Genomic DNA, 21,176 nt, shown 5'->3' on the forward strand with positions numbered 1-21,176 from the left:
CGCTCAGAACAACTCGATGCGCGGCACCTCGGGCGCGGCCAGCTGGAGGTCGGCGGCTTGCACATGGGCCTGCTGCGCAGGGACCACGGCCTGCGGCGCTTGCGCCGATGGGTCCTGGCCGTGCGGCCCCTTGCGGCCCTGCTGCGTGCCCGCGGCGCGGCGCACCTCGTTGTGTGCGGTGCGCTGGGCTTCCGAGACATAGCCATCGGCCCAGCGGTCCATCAGCTCTTCGAGCGCCAGCGGGGGCGGTGGGGCGTCGCCGCCGACCAGCGCGTACAGCGCGGCGCTGTGCTCCGACAGGCTGCCCAGGGCCGATTCCACCTGCTCCAGCAACTGGCGGTTGACGTCCTGGAACTGCATGTGGCCCATGGCGTCGATGATGTCGGTCGTGATGACCTCGATGCCGGTGTGCATGTTCTGTGAAAGCTGCGCCAGGTACGGGACAACCTCGTCCAGGCTGGCACTGATCTGCGCGATGTGCGAGGCCACCGCGGTGAGCTGGTGGGCCGCGTTGCCTTCGGAGTCCAGCTGGTTGGCCTGCACCAGCTCGCCCTCGATGGTGTCGGCCACGTCGTGGATGCCATCGCTGATCTGCTGGGCCGCCTCGGCGGTTTGCGCCGACAGCCGCCGCACCTCGGTGGCCACGACCTTGAAGCCGGCGCCTTCCGGGCCGGCGCGCGCGGCCTCGATGGAGGCGTTGATGGACAGCAGGCTGGTCTGGCGCGAGATGTCGCTGATGAGCGCGGCCAGCGGCGTCAGCCGACGCACCTGCGCCACCACCAGACCGATGCGCTGCTGGTTGAGCTTGCGCGCGGCGATGAAGGCCTCCTGCGACGAAGCCAGGGTGGCCACCGTGGCGCGGTTGCCATCGGCTTCGTTCTGGGAGGCCTCGGAGATGTGCCGGGAGCGCCCCACCGCCTCCATGACGTGGCGGTGCAACTCGCTGCTGCGCTGGTGCACGCGGTGCAGGCGCTCGACCATTTCCAGCACGGCGTGCTCCGAGGTGCGGATGGTCACGCCCACCTGCTTTTGCAGGATGGCGAAGCACTGCTCCAGCCGGGCCAGGTCCTGGCTGACCACCTCGGTGACGGTCTCCGGCGCGTCGCTGCGGTAGAGGCGGAAGTCGGCCGACACCAGGCCCAGCAGGGTGCACAGCACCGCCGTCAGTTCGGTGGCGACGGTGAAGGACTCGGGCGACAGCAAATGGAGCACGAACAGCACGATCGCCACGCCGCTGAGCACAAAGGCCCGGCTGAGCCAGCGCGCCCACAGCCGCTGGCGCAGGTAGCGGGCGGTTTCGGCGCTGATGGGCGTGGGGAGCGGGGTGGCGGCGGGTGAGGCGGGGTCCATCGTCGTGTCCTTCTGTCTGGGGGCTGGGGCCGAGGCGCGCATCAAGCGTCCGTCAGGCGCCCGGCACCACCTGCTTGACGATGCGCACCAGCTCGCTGCCCACCACCGGCTTGATCAACCAGCCCGAGGCGCCGAGCTTCTTGGCCTCGTCGCGCTTGGCCGCCTGGCTCTCGGTGGTCAGCGCCAGGATGGGCGTGAAGCGCAGGATCTTGCGGGCCTCTTTGATGAGCAGCAGCCCGTCCATCTTGGGCATGTTGATGTCCGTGATGATGAGGTCGGGCTTGAGCCCCGCCTGGATCTTGGCCAACGCCTGTTCGCCGTCACCGGCCGTGTCCACCTTGAAGCCACTGATTTCCAGCGTGCTCTTGAGGCTCATCAGCATGGTGCTGGAGTCGTCCACCAGGAAAATCGATTTCATGGCCGTGGCCTTTCAGTGCTGGGGGGTGGCGGCGCTCAGGGCCTGCGCCAGCCAGGGTTGTGGGACGTCGCCTTGCACCTGCGGTTTGACCATCAACAGCACCTGCAGCACCGCTGCGTGCACATGCACGCACTTGGACAGGTTGACGGCAGGTTTGGCCTGTTGCTTGAGCCAGTCGAACAGCGCTTGTGCGTCCTCGACCGTGACAATGTCTTCGAGCGCGGCGTATTTCTTCAGGTATCGGATGCCCATCACACCAACTCCTTGGGGTTGAGGACCATGAGCACGCTGCCATCGCCCATCAAGGCGGTGCCGGCGAAGCCCGTGAGTCCGGCCAGCACGCCTTCCAGCGGCTTGAGGATGATGTCGGTGGCGCCGTGGAACTGGTCCACCAGCAGGCCGACGTTTTCGCCGCCCAGTCGCATCACCAGCACGGCGTGTTCGCCTTCCTCGTTGAGCGTGGGCTGGTGGTCGAGCGAGAGCAGGTCGTGCAGCGCACGCAGGGGCACGATGCGACCGCGCAGCACCGTGGTGCGGGCGTGTTTGAAGTGGTGGATGTCGTCGGCGTGCATGCGCACGGTCTCGACGATCAGGTCCATCGGCACGCCAAAGCGCCGCCCGCCGGCCTCGATGATCATGACGTTGGTCACGGCCATGGACAGCGGCAGCGACAGGCGCAGCCGCGTGCCCTTGCCCAGCTGGCTGCTGAGCTCGACGTGGCCGTTGATGCGCTCCACCGCGTTGCGCACCACGTCCATGCCCACGCCGCGGCCTGAGAGGTCGGAGATGGTGTCGGCGGTGGAGAAGCCGGGCAGGAAGATGAGCTGGACCGCGTCCGCGTCCGTCAGCGTGGCGGCCTTGTCCTCGGGGATGAGGCCCCGCTCGATGGCCTTGCGGCGCACCCGGTCGGGGTCCACGCCAGCGCCATCGTCGTCGATCTCGATGACCACGCGGTCCGACTCCTGGCGCGCCACCACGCGGATGGTGCCTTGCGCCGGCTTGCCGGCCGCCTTGCGCACCTCGGGCGACTCGATGCCGTGGTCCAGGCTGTTGCGGATGATGTGGATGAGCGGGTCGGCCAGGGCCTCGATGACGTTCTTGTCGGCTTCGGTGTCTTCGCCTTCGATGAGCAGCGCGACCTCCTTGCCCAGCTTGCGCGAGGTGTCGCGCACCAGGCGGCCAAAGCGCTGGAACACCGTGCCCACCGGCAGCATGCGCACCTGCATGATGGCGTGCTGCATGTCTTCGGCGATGCGGTTGATGACGGCGTACTGGGCCTTGATCTCGCGCGAGAGTTCGCGTTGGGCGAACACCGTCTCGGCGCGCTGGGCCAGGTAGGGCAGGGCGTTCTTGGCCACCACCATCTCGCCGATCAGGTCCATGAGGCGGTCGATTTTTTCCTGCCCGACCTTGAGCACCTTGGGGTGGTTGCCGTCGTCGCCGGGGTGGCGGCGCGAGGCGTCTGTGCCCGAGGGTGTGCCGGGCGTCGGGGTGCCATCGGCGAAGGCGGCGGACGCGTGGACGTCCAGCAGGAGGTCGGTGGGCAGGGCCCGCACCGGCCGGTGCTGCGCGGCCCATTGCTGCAGTGCCGCTGCCGAGGCGTTGGCATCGACCTGGGCGAGCGCGGTCAGGTGCACCTGGCCCGGTTCGCCCACGGCCTGCAGCAGGTGGCGCAGCGTGGTGCGCACGGCCTGCAAGGTGCCCGGCGTGGTGCCGGGGCGGCCCAGCAGTTCGATCTGCTCGTCCCAGGTCTGCAGGGCGCGGCGGTGCAGGGTGTCTGCGGCCTGGCTGACTGGCGCGCTGGATGCGGCTGTGGCAGCTGTGGCGTTGGACGGCAGGGCGTCGGCGGCCGCAGTTGCACCACCGGCCTGGCCCGGCGTGGCCAGCGTGGCGACTTCGCACAGTTCGACCTGCTCGGGGATGTAGCGGAAGTGCTCGTTCAGGTAGGCGAGGGGCGCGTCGCTCAGCCCGACGATGTCGAGGTTGCACTGGTAGCAGTCGGCCGCCTCCAGCGGGGCCCAGGGCTGCTGCGTGCCCACGCACAGGTGCTGGAGCGCCGGCGCCTTGAGTGCCAACAGCCAGGGGTCTTCGCCTTTGAAAAAGCACTCGGGCTCGGGCCGGTAGCACCAGGCGGTGGCCTCGGGGTGGGCCTCGATCAGTGCCTGCGGGATGCGCGACAGCCAGGCCGGGGCTTCGGCCGGGGCGGGAGGCACCTGAACCACCTGGGCCGCCGATGTCGGGCTGCCCTCGGCCGGCACGGCTTTGGCGCTCAGGTGCACGCGCAGCGCGCTGGCCAGGGCCTGGGATCGGCCATCGGCGGCCGGGTTGATCTGACCGCTTTGCTCGATCTCGTCGATCATCTGCACGGTGAAGTCCATGGCCTCCAGCAGCGCATCGGCGATGTCGTTGCTGTAGCGCAGGCTGCCGTTGCGCACGCGGTCCAGCAGGTCTTCACCGGCGTGCACCACCCGCTCCAGCGGCTTGAATTCGAACAGGCCGCAGTTGCCCTTGAGCGTGTGCACCTGGCGGAACAGGTCGTTGAGCAGTTCGGTGTCGGTCGGGGCTTTTTCCACCTCCAGCAGCCGCTGGCCGACTTGCTCCAGGCAGTCGCGGGCTTCGAGGATGAACTGGTCCAGGAGTTCGGTCTGGTTCATGTGCGCACTCCTTCGGCGGCTTTCAGGGCCGCCTGGGCATCGCCCAGCAGCAGGGCGGCGGTCAGCACCAGCTCTTGCGGTTTGGCCGGCTTGACCAGGTAGCAGTTGGCGCCGGCGTCGAAGGCGACGTGGGTGTCCTGGCTCTGCGCTTCGGTGGAGACCATCATCACCGGGGCCTGGGTGGCCGCGGCGTGCCGGCGCAACTCGCGCACGAAGGTGTAGCCGTCCATCTTGGGCATGTTGATGTCCACGACGTAGAGGTCGAAGGGCTCATCGCAGGGCTGGTTGTTCACCTTCTCCAGCGCTTCGAGCCCGTTGATGGCCTCGTCGGTCTGCCAGCCGGCGTCGCCGAGGATTTTGCGGTGGTACATCCGCACGGTGGCGGCGTCGTCGATCACAAGGATGCGGTTCATCGCTTGGTCTCCATGGGTTTCTCATAGACCATCGCGTCGGGGAAGCGACGGACGTCGAAGATGGACGAGATGCGGCTCATGGACTCGGAATGGCCCAGGCACAGGAAGCCGCCAGGGCGCAGTGCGTCGAACATGGCCTCTGCAGCGATGCGCCGAGAGATGTCGTCGAAATAGATCAGCAGGTTTCGACAGAAGACGACGTCGATGTCGCGGAAGCGGCGGGTGTCGTTGGGGTCGCTGAGGTTGACCCGGCTGAACTCGACCGCATCGACGATGTCGCGCGACAGCGTCCAGTCGCCATCGGCGCGCTGCTTGAAGTACTTGCCCAGGTAGGCCTTGGGCAGGTTGGCCACCGAGCGCGGCGAGTACACCCCGCGTTGCGCGGCCTGCAGCACCGAGGTGTCGATGTCCGAGGACAGGATCTCGACCTCGTAGTCGTCGATGCGCGCCCAGCGCTCCAGCAGGTAGATGGCGATGGAGTAAGGCTCCTCGCCGGTGGACGATGGGATCGACCAGATGCGGATGCGCGAACCCGGCGGGCGCTTCTTGGCGATGTCGTCCAGCATGCTGTTGACCAGGCAGTCGAACTGGTAGGCCTCGCGGAAGAAGTAGGTCTCGTTGACCGTCATCGCGTTGACCAGGGCCTGCATCTCGGCGCCATCGGTCTCGAAGCGCAGCTTGACGAAGTACTCGCGGAAGGTGTCGGCGTGGGTGACTTCCATGCGCTCGATCAGGCGCTTGTCCACGAAGTAGCGCTTGGTGGTGTCGAACTGGATGCCGGTCTTGCGGTAGAAAAATTCGCGGAATTTTTCGAAGTCGGCTTCGGTGATCGCCGGCTTGTCGACGGCGGCGGCGGCTTTCATGGCGCCTCGATTCTTTGCTGCGCCAGGTCGGCGGCAAAACCGATGAAGGCGTCGTCGGCAAAGCGCTGGCGGGCCACGTTCAGCGCGGGCAGGGCGGCGTGGGTGCCGATCTCGGCCAGCAACTCCAGGGCGGCGGCCACCACGTTGACATGGTGGTCCTCCATCAGCACGCGCGCCAGCCAGGCGTTGACGTCGGGGTGCTTGAGGTCGGTCATCAGGTTGAGCGTGAAGATGCGCACGTCGGTGTTGGCATCGCGCAGCAGGCTTTCGATGTGAGGGGCGACGTCCTCGGGCAGTTCGCTCAGGGCCTCGATGGCGCCGTTGCGCAGGCCGGGGTCTTCGCTGCGCAAGAGCGGGATCAGGCCTGCGGCCACGTCGCCCCCGCCCAGGCAGCCCAGGGTGGTGAAGATGACCTGGCGCACGCTGTGGTCGGGTTCGTGGGCCAGGTGCGCGCACAGGGCGCTGACGGCCTGCGGGTGGATGGCCAGGTCGCGTGCCGCCCAGCGGCGCACCGAGGGGTCGGCGTCCTGCAATTGCGCAACCAGCCCCTCCGTGTCACGGGTGTATTCGCGCGGCTCGATGCGTCGCAGGCCACCGTGTTCAGTGGCTTTTCGCAATCCCATGGGAGGTCCTTTCGGGGCGGTGAAGCCAGCCGCTCAGTTGACGGGCAATGTCTTGGCAAGGCAGCACCGTGGTGGCGCCGCCCTTCTGGATGAGTTCCTGCGGCATGCCGAAGACCACCGCGGTCGATTCGGCTTCGGCGATGGTGCGGCCGCCCTCGCGCTTGAGCCGCGTCATGGCCTCGGCGCCGTCGTTGCCCATGCCCGTCAGCAGCACACCGGTGATGCGATCGGGCGGCAGGTGGGACATGGCCGTGTCCACCAGCACATCGACCGAGGGGTGCCAGGGATGGCCGGGTGTTTCGGGCTTGGGCGCGACCAGCAACCGGCCCATGCGCTCCATCACCACCATGTCGGTGCCGCCCTGGCCGATGTAGATGTGGCCTGGCTCCAGCGGCATCGGCGCGTTGACCTCGCGCACGCGCAGGGCGCAGAGGCGGTCCATGCGGCGGGCGAACGCATCGGTGAAATTGGGCGGCATGTGCTGGGCGACCAGCACCGGGCAGGGGAAGTCGGCGGCCAGCTTGGGCAGGATGTCTTCGAGCGTGCGCGGACCGCCCGTGGACACCCCGACGATGACCAGGTGCAGCTTGTGCGCTTGACCCAGGGACCGGGTGGGGGCGGGCGCCGCGGCTGGCGCGCTTGGCACCGGGCGGCCGAACGTGGATGCAGATGTGGATGCCGATGCCGATGCAAAGCGGCTGCCGACCTGGGGGCTGGCCGGTGTGCGGGCGGTGGTGGGCTGCGCACGGGGCAATGCGGCGCGTGCGCCTCGGGGGCGGGCCCGCAAGGCGCTCTTGACCTTGGCCAGGAGCTGTTGTTCGATCTCGTCGATGCTCAGCGAGATGGTGCCACCGGGCTTGGTGATGAAGTCCACCGCACCGAGTGCCAGCGCCTCGAAGGTGGCCAGGGCGCCCTCTTCGGTCAGCGAGGACACCATCACCACGGGCGTGGGCCGCGCGGCCATCATCAGCGACAGGGCGGTGAGCCCGTCCATCTGCGGCATGTTGATGTCGAGTGTGACGACGTCCGGCTGCCACTGCACCAGCTTCTCCACGCCCTCGGTGCCGTTGTGGGCGATCTGGACTTCGTAGCCCGCACCGCCGAGCACGCCCGTGATCAGGCGGCGCATCAGCGCGGAGTCATCGACGACAAGCACCTTGTGGGGCATGGTGGGTGGGCTCCTCGTGGGCTGGGGTTCAGGCCGCGCGGGCGAAATCGCTGCCACCTTGCGGTGCATCGGCTTCGTCGAAGGCGCGGTTCATGGCCTGCATCTCGCGGCCTTGCAGCAGGTGGTTCGGGTCCAGCATCATCACCAGGCGCTGGTCGCCATCGAGCTTGGCCACGTGGCGGATCAGGCGGCTTTGCTCCTGCGACATCTCCGGCGCCGGGGCGATCTGCTGGCGCGGGATGCGCAGCACCTCGGCCACCGAGTCCACGATGAAGCCGGTGCGCGTGCCACCCAGCAGGTAAACCATGATGCGTTGGCCGTCGTTGCGCTCGATCGCGGGCAGGCCCAGGCGCGTGCGCTGGTCGATCACCGGCAGCACGGTGCCGCGCAGGTTGATGACGCCCTCGATGAAGTCCGGCGTCTTGGGCACGCGCGTGAGCACCTCGGGCACGCGCACGATTTCCTGCACGCTCATGATGGGCACGGCGAACTCTTCGGCGCCGAGGCGGAAGATCACCGCCTGGGTGTCGTCGTCGGTGCTGTCCAGGTCGGTGTCGTGGCTGTCTTGGCGCATGGCGGTCTTTCCGGGCTGATCCGTGCTGGCTTGCGAGGCCGTGGCCGACAGCGCATCGCGGATGTCGGACAGGCCCAGCAGGCGGTCGGTGGCGATGATGGACACCAGGCGCTTGCCACCCTCGAGGCGGCAGATGGAGGAGAACTCCTGCATCCGGCTGTCTTCGGCGAGGATGGACGGCATGGCATCGGCCTGGTTGCGCGGGATGCCCAGCACCTCCTTGACCGCATCGGTGACCAGGCCGACCTGGCCACCACCGGGCAGGGAAACCACGACGATGCGGTGGTGTTCGCTCAAGGCCTCCTCGGGCAGCGAGAACAGGCCGCGCAAGCTCACCAGCGGCAGCAGGCGCTGGCGCAGCGAGATCATGCCGAGCACGTGGTGGGCCACGTTGGGCAGGGCCGTGATGCGCTCGGGCACCTGCACGATTTCCTGCACATCGGCGATGTCGATGCCGTACTCCTGGCCGGCCACCGAGAAGGACACCAGGCGCAGCTCGTCGCTGTCCTCGCCATCGTCCGCGTCTGCGCCGGAGAAGGCATCGGGCTCGCCCGTGCCGCGGCTGTCGTCGGTGCCCAGGCGCTTGACCGAGGCGAAGTGGTTCTCGACCAGGCGCGCGAAGTCCAGCGTCATCAGCAGGTCGTGGCCACCGTCGCTGCGCGGGCGCTTGATCACGCCGGTCAGGTAGTCGGCCTCGACGATGCTCTGGATGGCGGTGGCCGGCTCGATTTCGTGCGGCTCCACGCTCAGCACGCTGGCCACGCGGTCCACCACGAAGCCCAGCGGCTGGCCCAGGTTGATGACGACCGCGCGGGTGGCGTCGTCGTGTGCCAGGTGCTCGCAGTGGAACAGGCGCCGCAGGTTGATGATGGGCAGCACGCGGCCGCGCAGGTTGGCCAGGCCGTCGAGCACGGCGGGTGCCAGCGGCAGGCGCGCCACCTCGGGCATGCGGATGATTTCCTGCACCGGCCCCATGGGCACGGCGAACATCTCGCCGGCCACCGAGAAGGTCACGAACTGGTTGTCGTGGCCGGCCGCATCGGTGTCGTCGGCGTCAAGGAGCGCGCGGTCATCGTCGCGCTCCGGGGTGAGGACAGGGTCGCGCATGGCGCACCTCCTGGGCTTCGTGTCGTCTGGGATGCCAGCGGGGCGATGCCTCGCCCCCCTCGCTCAGTTCCTCGCTCAGTTGCTTTGCAGCTCGTCGGCCAGCGAGGCGATTTCCTCGATGGCGGCCGACAGCTCCTCGGCACCCTGCGACTGCTGGCGCGCGGCGGCGGCGGCCTGCTCGGCGGCCTTCTCGGCCTGCTCGGCCGCGGACGACACCTGCTCCACACCGACCTTGATCTGCGCCAGCGCGGCGGCGATTTCTTGCGCGGCCGACATGGCCTCGCGGTTGCCCTGTTCGACCTGGCCGACGTTGCCATCGATCTGGTTGAGGTTGAGCGTGATCGAGCGGGCCTTCTCGACCTCGCTCAGCGCCGAGCCCATGATGTCGCCGAGGTCGCGGCCCACGAAGGCGATCTGGTCCTGGATGGCCTTGACCATGTCCTTGATGCGGTCGGCGTTCTCGGCCGAGTCGTGCGCCAGGTTGCGGATGTCGGTGGCCACCACCACGAAGCCCTTGCCGTACTCGCCGGCGCGGGCCGCCTCGATGCTGCCGTTGACGGCCAGCATGTTGGTCTGGATGGACACCTGGGTGATGGCGTCCACGATCTTGTCGATCTTGCGGCTCACCAGCTCCAGGTCCTTGATCTGGCGCATGCTGTTGCGGGTGGCGCCCACGCCGGCCTGGATGCTGTTGATCAGCGCATCGATGTTGCGCTTGTTGTCTGTCATCAACTCGCGGATGGCGGCGGCGCGCTCGTTGGCTTGGGCCGCGCGTTGCTCGGCGATCTGGGCGCCATTCTCGATCTGGGTGACGGCGGCGGCCGACTCGGTCGTGGCCGCGGCCTGGCCTTGTGCGCCCTTGCGGATCTGCTCCAGCGCCACCAGGATCTGGCTGGCCGAGCGGGAAATTTCCTGCACTGCCGAAGACAGCTCCTCGGCCGAGCTGGCCACTTCCTCGGCGCTCTTGGAGATGTCGGTGGCGTTCTTCAGGTCATCGGCCAGCTCCGACAGGCTCTGCGCGGTCTGCTCGCATTCGGACAAGGCCACGGTCTGCTCGGCCACGGTCTTGTTGGCCTCTTCGCAGGCCGACGATTGCTCGGCCGCCGCCGAGGCGATCTGCTCGGCGCCCTTGAGCGCCTGCTGCGCGGCCACGTTGCTCTGCGCCGCGGCCGAGGCGATCTCGGCGGCACCGGAGGCGATGTCGGCCGAGTCGCCACGGATGCGCTCCAGCTGCTCCGTGATCACCGAGCTGCGCTCCACTTCGGACTTCACGTTCTCGGCGGCCTCGTTGATGCCGTCGGCGATCACCTTGACCTCGCCCTGGATCTGGCCGACCAGCTCCTGGATCTGCTTGGCGCTCTTCTCGGACGTCTCGGCCAGCGTGCGGACCTCGTCGGCCACGACCGCGAAGCCCTTGCCGTGCTTGCCGGCGCGGGCGGCTTCGATGGCGGCGTTCAGGGCCAGCAGGTTGGTCTGGTCGGCGATGCGGGCCACGGCCTTGACGATGTCGCCGATGTTGGCGGCCTGGCGCTCCAGCTCACCGACCATCTTGACCGAATCGGCCTGGCGCTCGGCGGCCACCGTGACGTTGTGGATGGTGCTGCGCACCTCCTCGGTGATGGTGACGGCCAGGTTGCGCATGCCTTCGGCCATGCGTTGGGACTGACCCACCGCGGCCAGTTGGCGAACGATGGCGCCGCCCACCTGGGTCAGCGCGGCCAGGGACTCCTGCGCGGCGCCAGAGGCTTCCTCGGCACCGGTGGCGATTTGGGCTGCGGCGCGCTTGAGCTCTTCGGCGGCCGATGCCGCTTCGTTGATGCCCGCAGACAGCTCGCTCGATGCCGAGGCCACGCGCTCCGAGGCCTGCTGCTGCTTGGCCAGGGTGCGTGCGCGCTTGCGCTGGACATCGGCGTCGCGCGCCACGTTGCGGCTGACGCCCGCGGGCACGGCGTGCAGGGTGCTGGGCTCGTCCGCGCTGCGGGTCTTTCTGATCAGGGCCATTTGGAGTCCTTCGGGCAGTGAGCGGCGGCGTGGGTTGGCTGCGTCGCCTGGAACGGGCGGGACCTCGTCCCGCGGGGTGCGGGGACCGGTCGGTCACCGCCGGGGCGGCAACCAACCAAGCATGCGAGGGGTGAAATCGGCCGCGTCACCGGACCCAAAAGAACCTGAAACGCGTTGTCGGTGTTTCGGATGTCAGGCGCTGCGGCTTGAGTGAAAAATTGGCAAAAAGCGAAAAATCGCCCATCGAACTCAAAACATCTCGATGCGCGGCGCGCTGTCGTCGCTTTGTGCCGCGTCGCCCACGACAGCCTCGTGCGCCTGGCGCTGGTCGGCCATCACGTAAGCGGCTTGCCATTGCCGCAGCAAGCCGTCGAGGGCGCCCAGCCCTGCCGGGTTGAGCCGCCCGCGCGGTGACTGCTGTTGGACCGACTCACAGTGCCGCGCGAGGTCATCGAGGGCGTGGTTGACGCGCTCCAGCAACTGCCGGCTGACGTCCTGGAACTGCATGTGCCCCAGCACGTCCACCAGGTCGGCGCGCACGGCCACCATGCTGTCTTCCATTTCGGACGACAGGGCCTTGAGCTGGACCGCCACCACGCCCGGGCGCGTGCCCATCTCACGGATCTCCGCGCCGATCTCGGCCAGCGTGCTCATGTCCATGTGCGCGGGGTCCGAGGACTGCAGCGCCAGGCGGTGGGTGTCGGCGATCGCGCCGATGCCTTTGGCGATGTTCTGCGCGGCGTCGGCGGTCTGGTGCGACAGGCGGCGCACCTCGTCGGCCACGACCTTGAAGCCCGCGCCCTCTTGCCCGGCGCGGGCCGCCTCGATGGCCGCGTTGATGGCCAGCAGGTTGGTTTGCCGCGCGACCTCGGCGATCAGCGCGGCGGCGGGCGTCAGCGCCTGCACCTGCGACAGCAGCTGGTTGACCATGTCGGCATGGCCTTGCTGCGCGGCGAGGAACTTCGTTTCCTGCTGGCTCAGGCAGGCCAAGGCATGGCTTTGGGCTTCGGCCTGGCGCACGGTGTCGTCCGACAGGTGGCGCGACTGCGTCGCCGCCGAGCCCAGCTCATGCTGCAGGGTGTTGCAGCGGTCGTGGATGCGCTGCAGGCGCTCCACCATGCTCATGACCGCGTCCTGGCTGGCGCGGTCGGCGGTCTGCACCTGGGCGTTGAGGATCTGGAAGCACTGCTGCATCACCTTGAGCTGGTCCAGCACGGCGCGGTCGGTCTCGGCGCGCGAGGGCCTGAAGGTGCCGCGCCAGGCGGCTTGCAGGCGGCTCAGCCAGCCCGAAGCTGTGCTGGCGGATGGGCGGGTGGAGGGCCTGGCCGAGCCAGGCCAAGCCTCACCCGAGGGCGTGGCCAACGAGGGGGTGTGGGATGCCATGCGAGCCTCACGCGAACTGCAGCGAGACCTGGCTGATCACCTTCAGGAGCTCACCGCCGCGCACGGGCTTGAGCATCCAGCCGGTGGCACCCAGTTGCCGGGCCTGGTCGCGGCGGGCCTGCTGGCCCTCGGTCGTCAGGGCGAGGATGGGCGTGAAGCGCAGGGTTTTGCGGGCCTGGCGGATGAACTCGATGCCGTCCATCTTGGGCATGTGGATGTCGGTGATGATCAGGTCGGGTTTGAGCCCGCCTTGCAACAAAGACATCGCTTGTTCGCCATCGTGGGCCACTGCCACGCGGTAGCCGCTGATTTCGAGCCCGGCCTTCATGCTCATGAGCATGGTGGCGGAGTCGTCCACGAGAAGCACGGTTTTCATACGCTGTCCTTGGCGTTGACCACGGCCCCTGAGCACCTGCCTGGCGACATGCCGGGCTGGGCCGGGGAACTGCGTGCAGTATCTGTGCTTGCCCCCTTGGACAGGGGGGGCGAGCGTGTGCCGGGGAAGGCTTCGTGAAGTCCACCTCGAATGTTTCCCGAGGTCCCGCAGGCTGGCTAGACTTTGTCGATGGCAAGCGCTCGTCAGATTTCGGACAGGCGCGCTTGGTTATCAAATTTGCATGGACAAAAGGGGTGTGCCCCCGCGCTCAGTCCGCGTAGGGATCGCCGAAGCCGAGGGCGGCCAGGACCTCGCGCTCCCGCGCTTCCATGGCCTCGGCTTCCTTCTTCTTCATGTGGTCCCAGCCCTGCGCGTGCAGGGTGCCGTGGACCAGCATGTGGGCGTAATGCGCCTCCAGCGTCTTGCCCTGCTCGGCGGCTTCCTGCTCGATGACGGGCGCACAAAGGATGAGGTCGGCCATCACCACGGGCGCTTGCGCGTAGTCGAAGGTCAGCACGTTGGTGGCGTGGTTCTTCTTGCGGAAGTCCTTGTTGAGGGCCTGGCCCTCTTCGGCACCGACGATGCGCACGGCGATCTCGGCATCGGTGTCGAGCGCGGCCTTGACCCAGCGGGCCACCTTGTGGCGGGGCAGGGTGTCGCGGTGGCGTTTGTCAGCGAATTGCAGGCTGAGGGACAGGGTCGGTTTCATGCGGACGGTGTTCGGGTTGCGCCTGGTCGGCGTCGTAAGCCTCGACGATGCGGGCCACCAAGGGGTGGCGCACCACATCGACGCGGGTGAAGCGGGTGAAGGCCACGCCTTTGACGCGCTTGAGGATGCGCTCGGCTTCGATCAGACCGCTCTTGCTGCCGCGGGGCAGGTCGATCTGGCTGACGTCGCCGGTGACCACCGCGCGCGAGCCGAAACCGATGCGCGTGAGGAACATCTTCATCTGTTCGGGCGTGGTGTTTTGCGCCTCGTCCAGGATGATGAAGGCGTGGTTGAGCGTGCGCCCGCGCATGAAGGCCAGCGGCGCGATCTCGATGAGGCCTTTCTCGAAGGCCTTGGTGACGCGGTCGAAGCCCATCAGGTCGTAGAGCGCGTCGTAGAGCGGGCGCAGGTAGGGGTCCACCTTCTGCGTCAGGTCGCCGGGCAGGAAGCCCAGGCGCTCGCCGGCCTCCACCGCCGGGCGGGTCAGGATGATGCGCTGCACCGAGCTGCGCTCCAGCGCATCGACCGCGCAGGCCACGGCCAGGAAGGTCTTGCCCGTGCCGGCCGGGCCGATGCCCAGGGTCAGGTCGTGCCCGAGGATGTTCTGCAGGTACTGCACCTGGTTGGCCGTGCGGCCTTGCAGGTCGGCGCGGCGGGTGTGCAGCATCGGGCCGGCGGGGGCGTCGCCATCGAGGAGGTCGTCCGGGTCCGTGCCGGAGGGTGAGGCGTCGGTGCTGCCGGCCGCCCCTCGGCGCGAGGCCGTGCGGCTGCGGCTCGGGGTGCCGGCCTGGCGCATCGCCGAGGTCACGGCCAGTTGCACCAGCTCGGCACCCAGCGGCCGGTCGGCGCGGGCGTAGAGGCTCTCCAGCAGGGCCACGACCTGCTGCGGCACGCCCCGCGCGCCTTCGATGCGGAACTGCTCCCCGCGGCGCTGCAGCGTGACGTTGAATGCCGCCTCGATGGTGCGCAGGTGTTCGTCGAGCGGACCGCACAGGTGGGCCAGGCGCGCGTTGTCTGGGGGTGAAAAGCTGTGCCGCAGTTGCATGGATGCGATGGATTCGGGAAGTAAGCGGGCAAATTGTCGCTTGTCCGGGGCTGGCGGGTGTGACATCTCTTGCGAGAATGGGTCTTTGAGCGTGTGCGCCGCGCACGCCCGGGCTGGTGGAGCGTCCCTTTGAACCTGTTGTTTCGTTGGTGGTCTCGGCTGAGCCGCTCGTTCACGCGGGCCCAAGCGCCCGTCGCTGAGGCATCCGTGCTGGGCATGGCGCCGCGCCGCGTCTGGGTGCTGCTGGGCCTCGCCCTGGCCGCCATGGTGGCCGTGGGCCTGCTGGCGCTCAACCAGGAGGCCTCGCGCCTGAGCCGCCCCGATGCGCACGTCGCGTCCGACAGCGATGTCCACGCCTTGCGCCAGGCCTGGGCCGTGCCCGACAACGGCGCGCATTTCCCGCCACCCGCCATCGCGCAGGTGGTCGGCAAGCCCGTCAACCTGCCCGACGAATGGTCGCGCTCGCAGCCCGGCCACAAAGGCGGCGTCTGGTACCGCTTCCCGCTGACCTTCGCAGACGGCGCGCCGCCTGACACCTTGCTGGCCGCGCTGATCGACCGGGCCTGCGCCAGCGTCGAGGTGCAGCTCAACGGCGCCGTGGTGTTCCGCAGCGGCCGCATGGTCGAGCCCTACTCGCGCGATTGTTTCGGCTCCCACGTCGTGCCCTTGCCGGCGGCCTTGCTGCGCCCCACGGGCAATGTGCTGGACGTCAAGGTCGCGGGCTACCCCATCCACCGCGTGACGGCACGGCAACGCGCCGGCGGGCTGGCGGCGGTGCATGTCGGGCCGATGTCCGAGGTGCGCCAGATGGCCGACGAGCAAACGCTCTGGACCACCACCCTGTCCCAGATCATGGGCGGCGTCCTGGTCGTCATGGGCGTGTTCTCGCTGGGCCTGGCCTGGGTGCGCAGGCTCAGCTACATGCTCTATTTCGGTCTGCTGACCCTGGGCTGGGCCTTGATGACGGGGCGCTTCTGGCGCGCTGACCTGCCCGTGCCCAACGACGCCATGGAGGTGCTCATCGCCATCATGATGGCGCCCATGACCGCCTTTGCCGTGAAGTTCCTGATGGGCTATGCCGGCATCGGCCTGCGCGACCCGGGCCAGCAGGTCTGGAACCAGCGCGTCAACCTGCTGCTGTGGGCGCAGTGCCTGTTGCTGCCCCTGAGCCTGCTGCTGCTGGGCGTGGACCGGCTCTTCCTGGGCGCCCGCGTCTGGTTCGGCGTGTTCACCCTGGAGCTCTTCCTGGCCATCGGCCACTTCCTGTGGGTCACGGGCCGGGGACGGCGTGCCGAGTTCTGGCTGATGTGCGCCGCGCTCGGCGTGGTGGCGGCGGTGCTGGGCATCGAGCTGTCCTACCAGAGCGGCCTGCTGCAAAGCGGCGGCCTGCACATCACCCACTTCGTGATGCCACTGCTGTACGCGGCGGTGGGCGTGCGCCTCATCCAGGTCTATGCGCGGGCGCTGCAATCGGCGGAGGGCGCGCGCGCGCACCTGGAGCGCCGCGTGCAGGAGATCAGCGTCGAGATCGAGCGCAACTTCAACCAGATTGCCGAGTTGCGCGTGGACCAGATCGCCGAGAAGGAGCGCAAGCGCATCGCCGGTGACCTGCACGACGACCTCGGCGCCAAGCTGCTGACCATCGTCCACACCTCGGACAACGACCGCATCTCGACCCTGGCGCGCGAGGCGCTGGAAGAGATGCGCCTGTCGGTGCGCGGCCTCACGGGGCGGCCCATGGTGCTGTCCGATTCGATGGCCGACTGGCGCAGCGAGGTGGTGTCCCGCCTGGGGCAAGCCGGCATCGAGTGCGAATGGCGCAACCCGCACGACACCATCGAGGAGCCGCTGTCGTCGCGCACCTATGTGCAGACCACCCGCATCGTGCGCGAGGCCGTCAGCAACATCATCAAGCACAGCGGCGCCTCGCACGTGGTCATCACGGCCGATGTGGACCTGGCGAACCACGTGTTCACCCTCGTCATCCAGGACAACGGCAAGGGCATCCCGATGGAGCTCGATGGCCGCCTCGACCGCGGCCACGGCATGACCAGCATGAAGCACCGCGCCAAACAGCTCAACGGACAGTGCCTGGTCGAGTCGGGCCCGGGTTTCGGCACCATCATCCGGCTGACTTTGCCGCTGGAAATCGCCACGATGCAACAGGTTTTGTCGCATCGGCTCGGTGCCTGAACGAGCGCGTCTGGCGCTGGACACGGTTCGCGTGGACAATGTTTCTCATCAACGTCAATTTTTGAAGCGTAGCGAGGCCCCCATCCATGAAGCAAATCCTCCTTCTTGAAGACCTGCCCGAGATCCGAGCCTGGCTCAAGACGCTGGCGCTGCAGGTCTTCCCCGGGGCGCAGATCAGCGAAAGCGCACGCATCCACGACGCGCTGGAGCTGGTCAATGCCGTGCGCTTCGACGTGGCCATGGTGGACCTGGGCCTGCCCGACGGCTCCGGCGTCGAGGTGGTGCAGGCCCTGCGCGAGAAGCAGCCTGATGTGCAATCGGTCGTGGTCACCATCCACGACGACGACGACCACCTCTTCCCCGCCCTGCAGGCCGGCGCTTTCGGCTACCTGCTGAAAGAGCAGTCGCGCGAGCAGCTCGCCGAGCAGCTGCACCGCATCAGCCAGGGCGAGCCGCCGCTGTCGCCGTCCATCGCGCGCCGCGTGATCCAGTACTTCACGGCGCAGTCGCGCATGCAGCCGGTGCAGCAACCGGACACCGTCACGCCGCACGTGCAGCTCACCGACCGTGAAAACGAGGTGCTCTTGCGCGTGGCCAAGGGCTTCACGCTGCCCGAAATCGGTGTGCAGCTCAACCTGTCGCGCCACACGATTGCCGACTACGTCAAGCAGATCTACCGCAAGCTCAACGTGTCCTCGCGCGCCGAGGCCGCACTGGAAGCGCAACGCCTGGGCTTGTTCCGCCGATGATTTCACGATTGGTCGGCGAACTCGCCGGCAAGGCCCCGCCCTTCGTGCTGGTGGATGTGCACGGCGTGGGCTACGAGGTGCAGGTGCCCATGAGCACCTTCTACAACCTGCCCGAGCTGGGCGCCAAGGTGACGCTGCTGACGCAGTTCATCGTCCGCGAGGACGCCCAGCTGCTGTTCGGCTTCCTGACGGCGGGTGAGCGGGAGTCCTTCCGCGAGCTGGTCAAGATCAGCGGCGTGGGCCCGCGCATCGCGCTGGCGCTGCTGTCGGGCCTGAACACCGAGGAGCTGGCCCAGGCCGTGGCGGCCCAGGACGCCTCGCGCCTGGTCAAGGTGCCGGGCATCGGCAAGAAAACCGCCGAGCGCCTGCTGCTGGAGCTCAAGGGCAAGCTGGCGCCCGCCCTGGCCACGCCCGGTTGGGCGGCCACCAGCGACGCGCAGGGCGACATCCTGCAGGCCTTGATCGCGCTGGGTTACTCCGACAAGGAGGCCCAGGCCGCGCTCAAGCAGTTGCCGCCCGATGCCTCGGTGAGCGACGGCATCAAGCAGGCGCTGAAGTCGCTGGCGCGCTGAGCGGCGTCGGCTGGGGCAGCTTGGTGCAGGCCCGTTTCGGGGCATGATCTGCACCATGCGAGTGCTGGAGCGAACCCTGATTCCTTTCCGTGGTGCCATGGCCGTTGCGCGGGTTCGCGCGCGGATTTGGGTGCCGATGGGCGCGCTCGCGCTGCTGGGCGGCCTGGCGGCCAACCCCGCCCTCGCCGCCCCCGCCCGCACGCCGGGCGCGGTGATCTCGGCTCCGCCGAAAGCGATCGAACCGCTGACGCCCATGTCGCTGTGCGACCAGCTCGCGCACCGCCTGCCCAACGTCTCGCGCACCGTGTGTGCCCGCGCCCAGCTGGCCCCGGGCGCGGCCGTGTCGGTGCAGGGGCGGCCCTTGTTGCAGCGCGATGTGTCGGCCGTGACGTCGCGGCTGCGCGTGCTGGTGCTGGGGGGCATCCATGGCGACGAGCTCTCGTCCACCGCGCTGGTGCTGCACTGGATCGGCGCGGCCATGGAGACGCCGTCCAACATCCATTGGCGCTTCGTGCCCCTGATGAACCCCGACGGCATGCTGCTGGACAAGCCCACGCGCACGAATGCCCGCGGGGTGGACCTCAACCGCAACTTCCCCACGCCCGGCTGGGACAAGGAGGCGCCAGCCTATTGGAGCAAACGCACCCGCAGCGACCCGCGCCGCTACCCGGGCCCCAAGCCCCTGTCCGAGCCCGAATCGCGCTGGTTGCACGACGAGATGGAGCGCTGGAAACCCGACCTGATCGTGTCGGTGCACGCGCCTTACGGCGTGCTCGATTTCGACGGCCCCACCGTGGCGCCGCAGCGCCTGGGCCGCCTCTACCTGGACCAGGTCGGCATCTTCCCCGGCAGCCTGGGCAACTACGGCGGCGTGCACAAGAAGGTGCCGGTCGTCACCATCGAGTTGCCGAGTGCGCTGCGCACGCCGCAGGAGGCCGAGATCCGCCAGATGTGGTTGGACCTGCTGCGCTGGACGGCCGAGCGCCTGGGCGCGGGCTGAGTTTCAGGCCCTGCCAGGCCCCACCAGGCCTTGCCAGAGCCGCCTCAGTTCGTCGGTGGCGCGGCCTGTGCGCTGGGCAGCGTGGCCAGGATGCCCAGCAGGCGCGGGATCTGCAGCGGTTTGACCAGGTAGTGGTTGAAGCCGGTCTGCAGGGCCCGGGCGATGTGGTCGGGCAGGGCGTCGGCGCTGAGCGCGATCAGCGGCAGCTTGCGGAACTCGGTCTGGGCGCGCAGGCGGCGACAGAGGTCCAGACCCGAGCCGTCTGGCAGGTTGATGTCCACCAGGGCCACGTCGGGGCGGGTGTTCTCGATGGCGGCCATGCCCTCGGCAGCGTTTTCGGCCGAGAACAAACGCACCTGCGGGTAGGCCGCGAAGACGGCCTCGACCAGGCTGCGGTTGAGGGCGTTGTCCTCGATGTGCACCACGCGCAGCGGTGGCAGCATCACGGCGGGTTCCTGGCCGCGGCCTTGTGCGCCGGCGCGGCCCGAGCCCGGCATCTCGGCCAGCGGCAGGCGCAGCGCGAACACGCTGCCGTGGCCCAGGGTGCTGGTGACGTCGATGCGGCCGTGCATCAGCTCGGCCAGGCGCTGCGACACGGCCAGGCCCAGGCCATTGCCGGTGGCCGGGCTGCGCGTGGCGGACTCCAGCCGCGTGAAGGGCTGGAACAGGCGCTGCATGTCGCCGGCGTCGATGCCGAAGCCCTGGTCACGCACCTCGATGACGCCCAGGCGCTCGTCGGCGGCGGCCTTGCCGGTGAGCCACACCGTCGAGCCGTGCGGGCTGTACTGGATGGCGTTGACGGCCAGGTTCATCAGGATGGCGCGGGTGTGGTTGGCGTCGGCCCACACCGTCAGCGAGGGGCAGTCCACCACCACGGTGATGTCGTGGGCGGCGGCCTGGTCTTCCAGCGCAGCACGGATCTCCTTGAGCAGCACCGCCAGCTCCACGCGCTGCGGGCGGATGCCCACGGCCTTGTCGTCGAGCTGGGCGAACTCCAGGGCCTGGTCCAGCAGGGACAGCATCTGGTGCCCGGCGGTGTGGATGTGCTGCAGGTGGCGCTGCTGCGGCTCGGTCAGGCTGGCGGCGTCGGCCATGTTGAGCAGCTGCGTGAAGCCGAGGATGGCGTTGAGCGGCGAGCGCATGCTGTGGCTCATGCGCGAGAGGAATGCCATCTTGGCCGCCAGCGAGACCTCCACTTCCAGGCGGCGGGCGTGCTCGGCGGCGCTGCGGCGGGTGTCGGAGATGTCGGTCAGCACCTCGATGTAGCGGTTGATCTGACCGTCCGGCCCGTGGATGGGCTGCACCGAGCGGCGCACCCAGAAGGGCTCGCCGTCCTTGCGGTGGTGGCAGACCTCCAGGCGCTCGACGCAGGCGCCTTGCGCCAGGCTCTGGTTGATCTGGGCGACGATGGCCGCGTCGGTGTGCGGGCCGCTGAGCAGCTCTTCGGGCAGCTGGCCGTGGCACTCGGTGAGGCTGAAGCCGGTCAGGCGCGTGAAAGCGGGGTTGACCCAGCTGATGCAGCGTTGCGCATCGCAGATGAGGATGGCGTCGGTCACGCGGTCGGCGACCAGGGCCAGCTCCTGGTTGGTGGCCTGGGCGCGCTGCAAGGCGGTCTGCAGCTGGCGCACCAGCTGGGCCTGCTGCTCGAAGGCGTCCTGGCGCACGTGGAGCTCGTCGAGCAGGCGCTGAGCGTCGTCCGACATGGATTCGGAAATGCCCATGGGCAGCGAGCGTCGGGCGCCCTCTGTGGGGCGGGCGGGTTGCATCTGTGCCATGTCCTTGCTCCTCGGGTCCTGTGGCGGCGCGGTGTGGCGCGGTGCGGCGGTCTCTGTCGGACTGCTTGGGGACGATTTTCCGCAAGGGCTCAGTTTAGGCACTTCATGGCGTTTTGACCATGCGTGACACCGCGGGATAACGTGAAGAAGATAGATTGGCATGTGAGCATTGGTTACGCTCGACGGCCTCCCTTTTCCTGATC

Annotated in this window: 19 protein-coding genes; 4 read left to right on the forward strand and 15 right to left on the reverse strand. The window is 68.5% G+C overall.

Features of this window, described 5'->3' with window-relative positions; translation table 11 throughout:
* Window positions 1-3: 3 nt before the first annotated feature.
* From EV672_RS13730 to EV672_RS13795, 14 genes are all read right to left on the reverse strand, one after another.
* Window positions 4-1,350 (reverse strand): methyl-accepting chemotaxis protein, encoded by a 1,347-nt coding sequence (locus tag EV672_RS13730; protein WP_166643580.1) that lies wholly within the window; start codon window positions 1,348-1,350, stop codon window positions 4-6.
* Window positions 1,351-1,402: 52 nt separating this feature from the next.
* Entirely contained in the window at window positions 1,403-1,768 is a 366-nt protein-coding gene (locus tag EV672_RS13735; RefSeq protein ID WP_133610176.1) for a response regulator, read from the reverse strand.
* A gap of 12 nt (window positions 1,769-1,780) precedes the next feature.
* Window positions 1,781-2,020 carry a hypothetical protein gene (locus EV672_RS13740; RefSeq protein WP_133610178.1) on the reverse strand — a complete coding sequence of 80 codons (240 nt, stop codon included), beginning with the start codon at window positions 2,018-2,020 and terminating at the stop codon, window positions 1,781-1,783.
* Window positions 2,020-4,422, reverse strand: coding sequence for a chemotaxis protein CheA (locus tag EV672_RS13745; RefSeq protein ID WP_133610180.1), 2,403 nt, complete (start codon window positions 4,420-4,422; stop codon window positions 2,020-2,022). Before EV672_RS13745 ends, EV672_RS13740 begins: the two co-directional genes overlap by 1 nt.
* Entirely contained in the window at window positions 4,419-4,835 is a 417-nt protein-coding gene (locus EV672_RS13750; protein WP_133610182.1) for a response regulator transcription factor, read from the reverse strand. The genes EV672_RS13745 and EV672_RS13750 overlap by 4 nt, the downstream gene beginning before the upstream one ends.
* Window positions 4,832-5,698 (reverse strand): CheR family methyltransferase, encoded by an 867-nt coding sequence (locus EV672_RS13755; RefSeq protein ID WP_133610184.1) that lies wholly within the window; start codon window positions 5,696-5,698, stop codon window positions 4,832-4,834. The genes EV672_RS13750 and EV672_RS13755 overlap by 4 nt, the downstream gene beginning before the upstream one ends.
* Complete coding sequence (locus tag EV672_RS13760; RefSeq protein ID WP_133610186.1) at window positions 5,695-6,321, reverse strand: HEAT repeat domain-containing protein; 627 nt, start codon at window positions 6,319-6,321, stop codon at window positions 5,695-5,697. The genes EV672_RS13755 and EV672_RS13760 overlap by 4 nt, the downstream gene beginning before the upstream one ends.
* Window positions 6,299-7,489 (reverse strand): chemotaxis-specific protein-glutamate methyltransferase CheB, encoded by a 1,191-nt coding sequence (gene cheB / locus EV672_RS13765; protein WP_133610188.1) that lies wholly within the window; start codon window positions 7,487-7,489, stop codon window positions 6,299-6,301. Before cheB ends, EV672_RS13760 begins: the two co-directional genes overlap by 23 nt.
* Before the next feature lie 28 nt (window positions 7,490-7,517).
* Window positions 7,518-9,170, reverse strand: a complete 1,653-nt coding sequence (locus EV672_RS13770) for a chemotaxis protein CheW (protein ID WP_133610189.1) — start codon at window positions 9,168-9,170, stop codon at window positions 7,518-7,520.
* 75 nt (window positions 9,171-9,245) lie between these two features.
* Window positions 9,246-11,171, reverse strand: coding sequence for a methyl-accepting chemotaxis protein (locus EV672_RS13775; RefSeq protein ID WP_133610191.1), 1,926 nt, complete (start codon window positions 11,169-11,171; stop codon window positions 9,246-9,248).
* A 249-nt stretch (window positions 11,172-11,420) separates the two neighbouring features.
* Window positions 11,421-12,554 carry a methyl-accepting chemotaxis protein gene (locus EV672_RS13780; RefSeq protein WP_133610193.1) on the reverse strand — a complete coding sequence of 378 codons (1,134 nt, stop codon included), beginning with the start codon at window positions 12,552-12,554 and terminating at the stop codon, window positions 11,421-11,423.
* 7 nt (window positions 12,555-12,561) lie between these two features.
* Window positions 12,562-12,930 carry a response regulator gene (locus EV672_RS13785; protein ID WP_133610195.1) on the reverse strand — a complete coding sequence of 123 codons (369 nt, stop codon included), beginning with the start codon at window positions 12,928-12,930 and terminating at the stop codon, window positions 12,562-12,564.
* A gap of 268 nt (window positions 12,931-13,198) precedes the next feature.
* Entirely contained in the window at window positions 13,199-13,639 is a 441-nt protein-coding gene (gene ybeY / locus EV672_RS13790; RefSeq protein WP_133610197.1) for an rRNA maturation RNase YbeY, read from the reverse strand.
* Window positions 13,602-14,684 (reverse strand): PhoH family protein, encoded by a 1,083-nt coding sequence (locus tag EV672_RS13795; protein ID WP_133610199.1) that lies wholly within the window; start codon window positions 14,682-14,684, stop codon window positions 13,602-13,604. The genes ybeY and EV672_RS13795 overlap by 38 nt, the downstream gene beginning before the upstream one ends.
* A gap of 129 nt (window positions 14,685-14,813) precedes the next feature.
* On the opposite strand from EV672_RS13795, the gene EV672_RS13800 reads away from it, so the two are divergent.
* From EV672_RS13800 to EV672_RS13815, 4 genes are all read left to right on the forward strand, one after another.
* Window positions 14,814-16,877: a sensor histidine kinase gene (locus EV672_RS13800; protein WP_133610201.1), complete on the forward strand. Its 2,064-nt coding sequence runs from the start codon at window positions 14,814-14,816 to the stop codon at window positions 16,875-16,877.
* A gap of 86 nt (window positions 16,878-16,963) precedes the next feature.
* On the forward strand, window positions 16,964-17,626 hold the full coding sequence (locus EV672_RS13805; RefSeq protein ID WP_133610203.1) for a response regulator: 663 nt from the start codon (window positions 16,964-16,966) through the stop codon (window positions 17,624-17,626).
* A complete protein-coding gene (ruvA, locus tag EV672_RS13810; RefSeq protein WP_133610205.1) occupies window positions 17,623-18,198 on the forward strand; it encodes a Holliday junction branch migration protein RuvA in 576 nt (191 codons plus the stop codon). The genes EV672_RS13805 and ruvA overlap by 4 nt, the downstream gene beginning before the upstream one ends.
* Before the next feature lie 136 nt (window positions 18,199-18,334).
* Window positions 18,335-19,198 (forward strand): M14 family murein peptide amidase A, encoded by an 864-nt coding sequence (locus EV672_RS13815; protein ID WP_133610207.1) that lies wholly within the window; start codon window positions 18,335-18,337, stop codon window positions 19,196-19,198.
* Between the two features lie 44 nt (window positions 19,199-19,242).
* Here EV672_RS13815 and EV672_RS13820 read toward each other — a convergent pair whose 3' ends face one another.
* Window positions 19,243-20,973 carry a hybrid sensor histidine kinase/response regulator gene (locus tag EV672_RS13820; RefSeq protein ID WP_166643581.1) on the reverse strand — a complete coding sequence of 577 codons (1,731 nt, stop codon included), beginning with the start codon at window positions 20,971-20,973 and terminating at the stop codon, window positions 19,243-19,245.
* Window positions 20,974-21,176: the final 203 nt, after the last annotated feature.

The sequence above is a fragment of the Aquabacterium commune genome, assembly GCF_004362855.1.
GTDB lineage: Bacteria > Pseudomonadota > Gammaproteobacteria > Burkholderiales > Burkholderiaceae_C > Aquabacterium > Aquabacterium commune.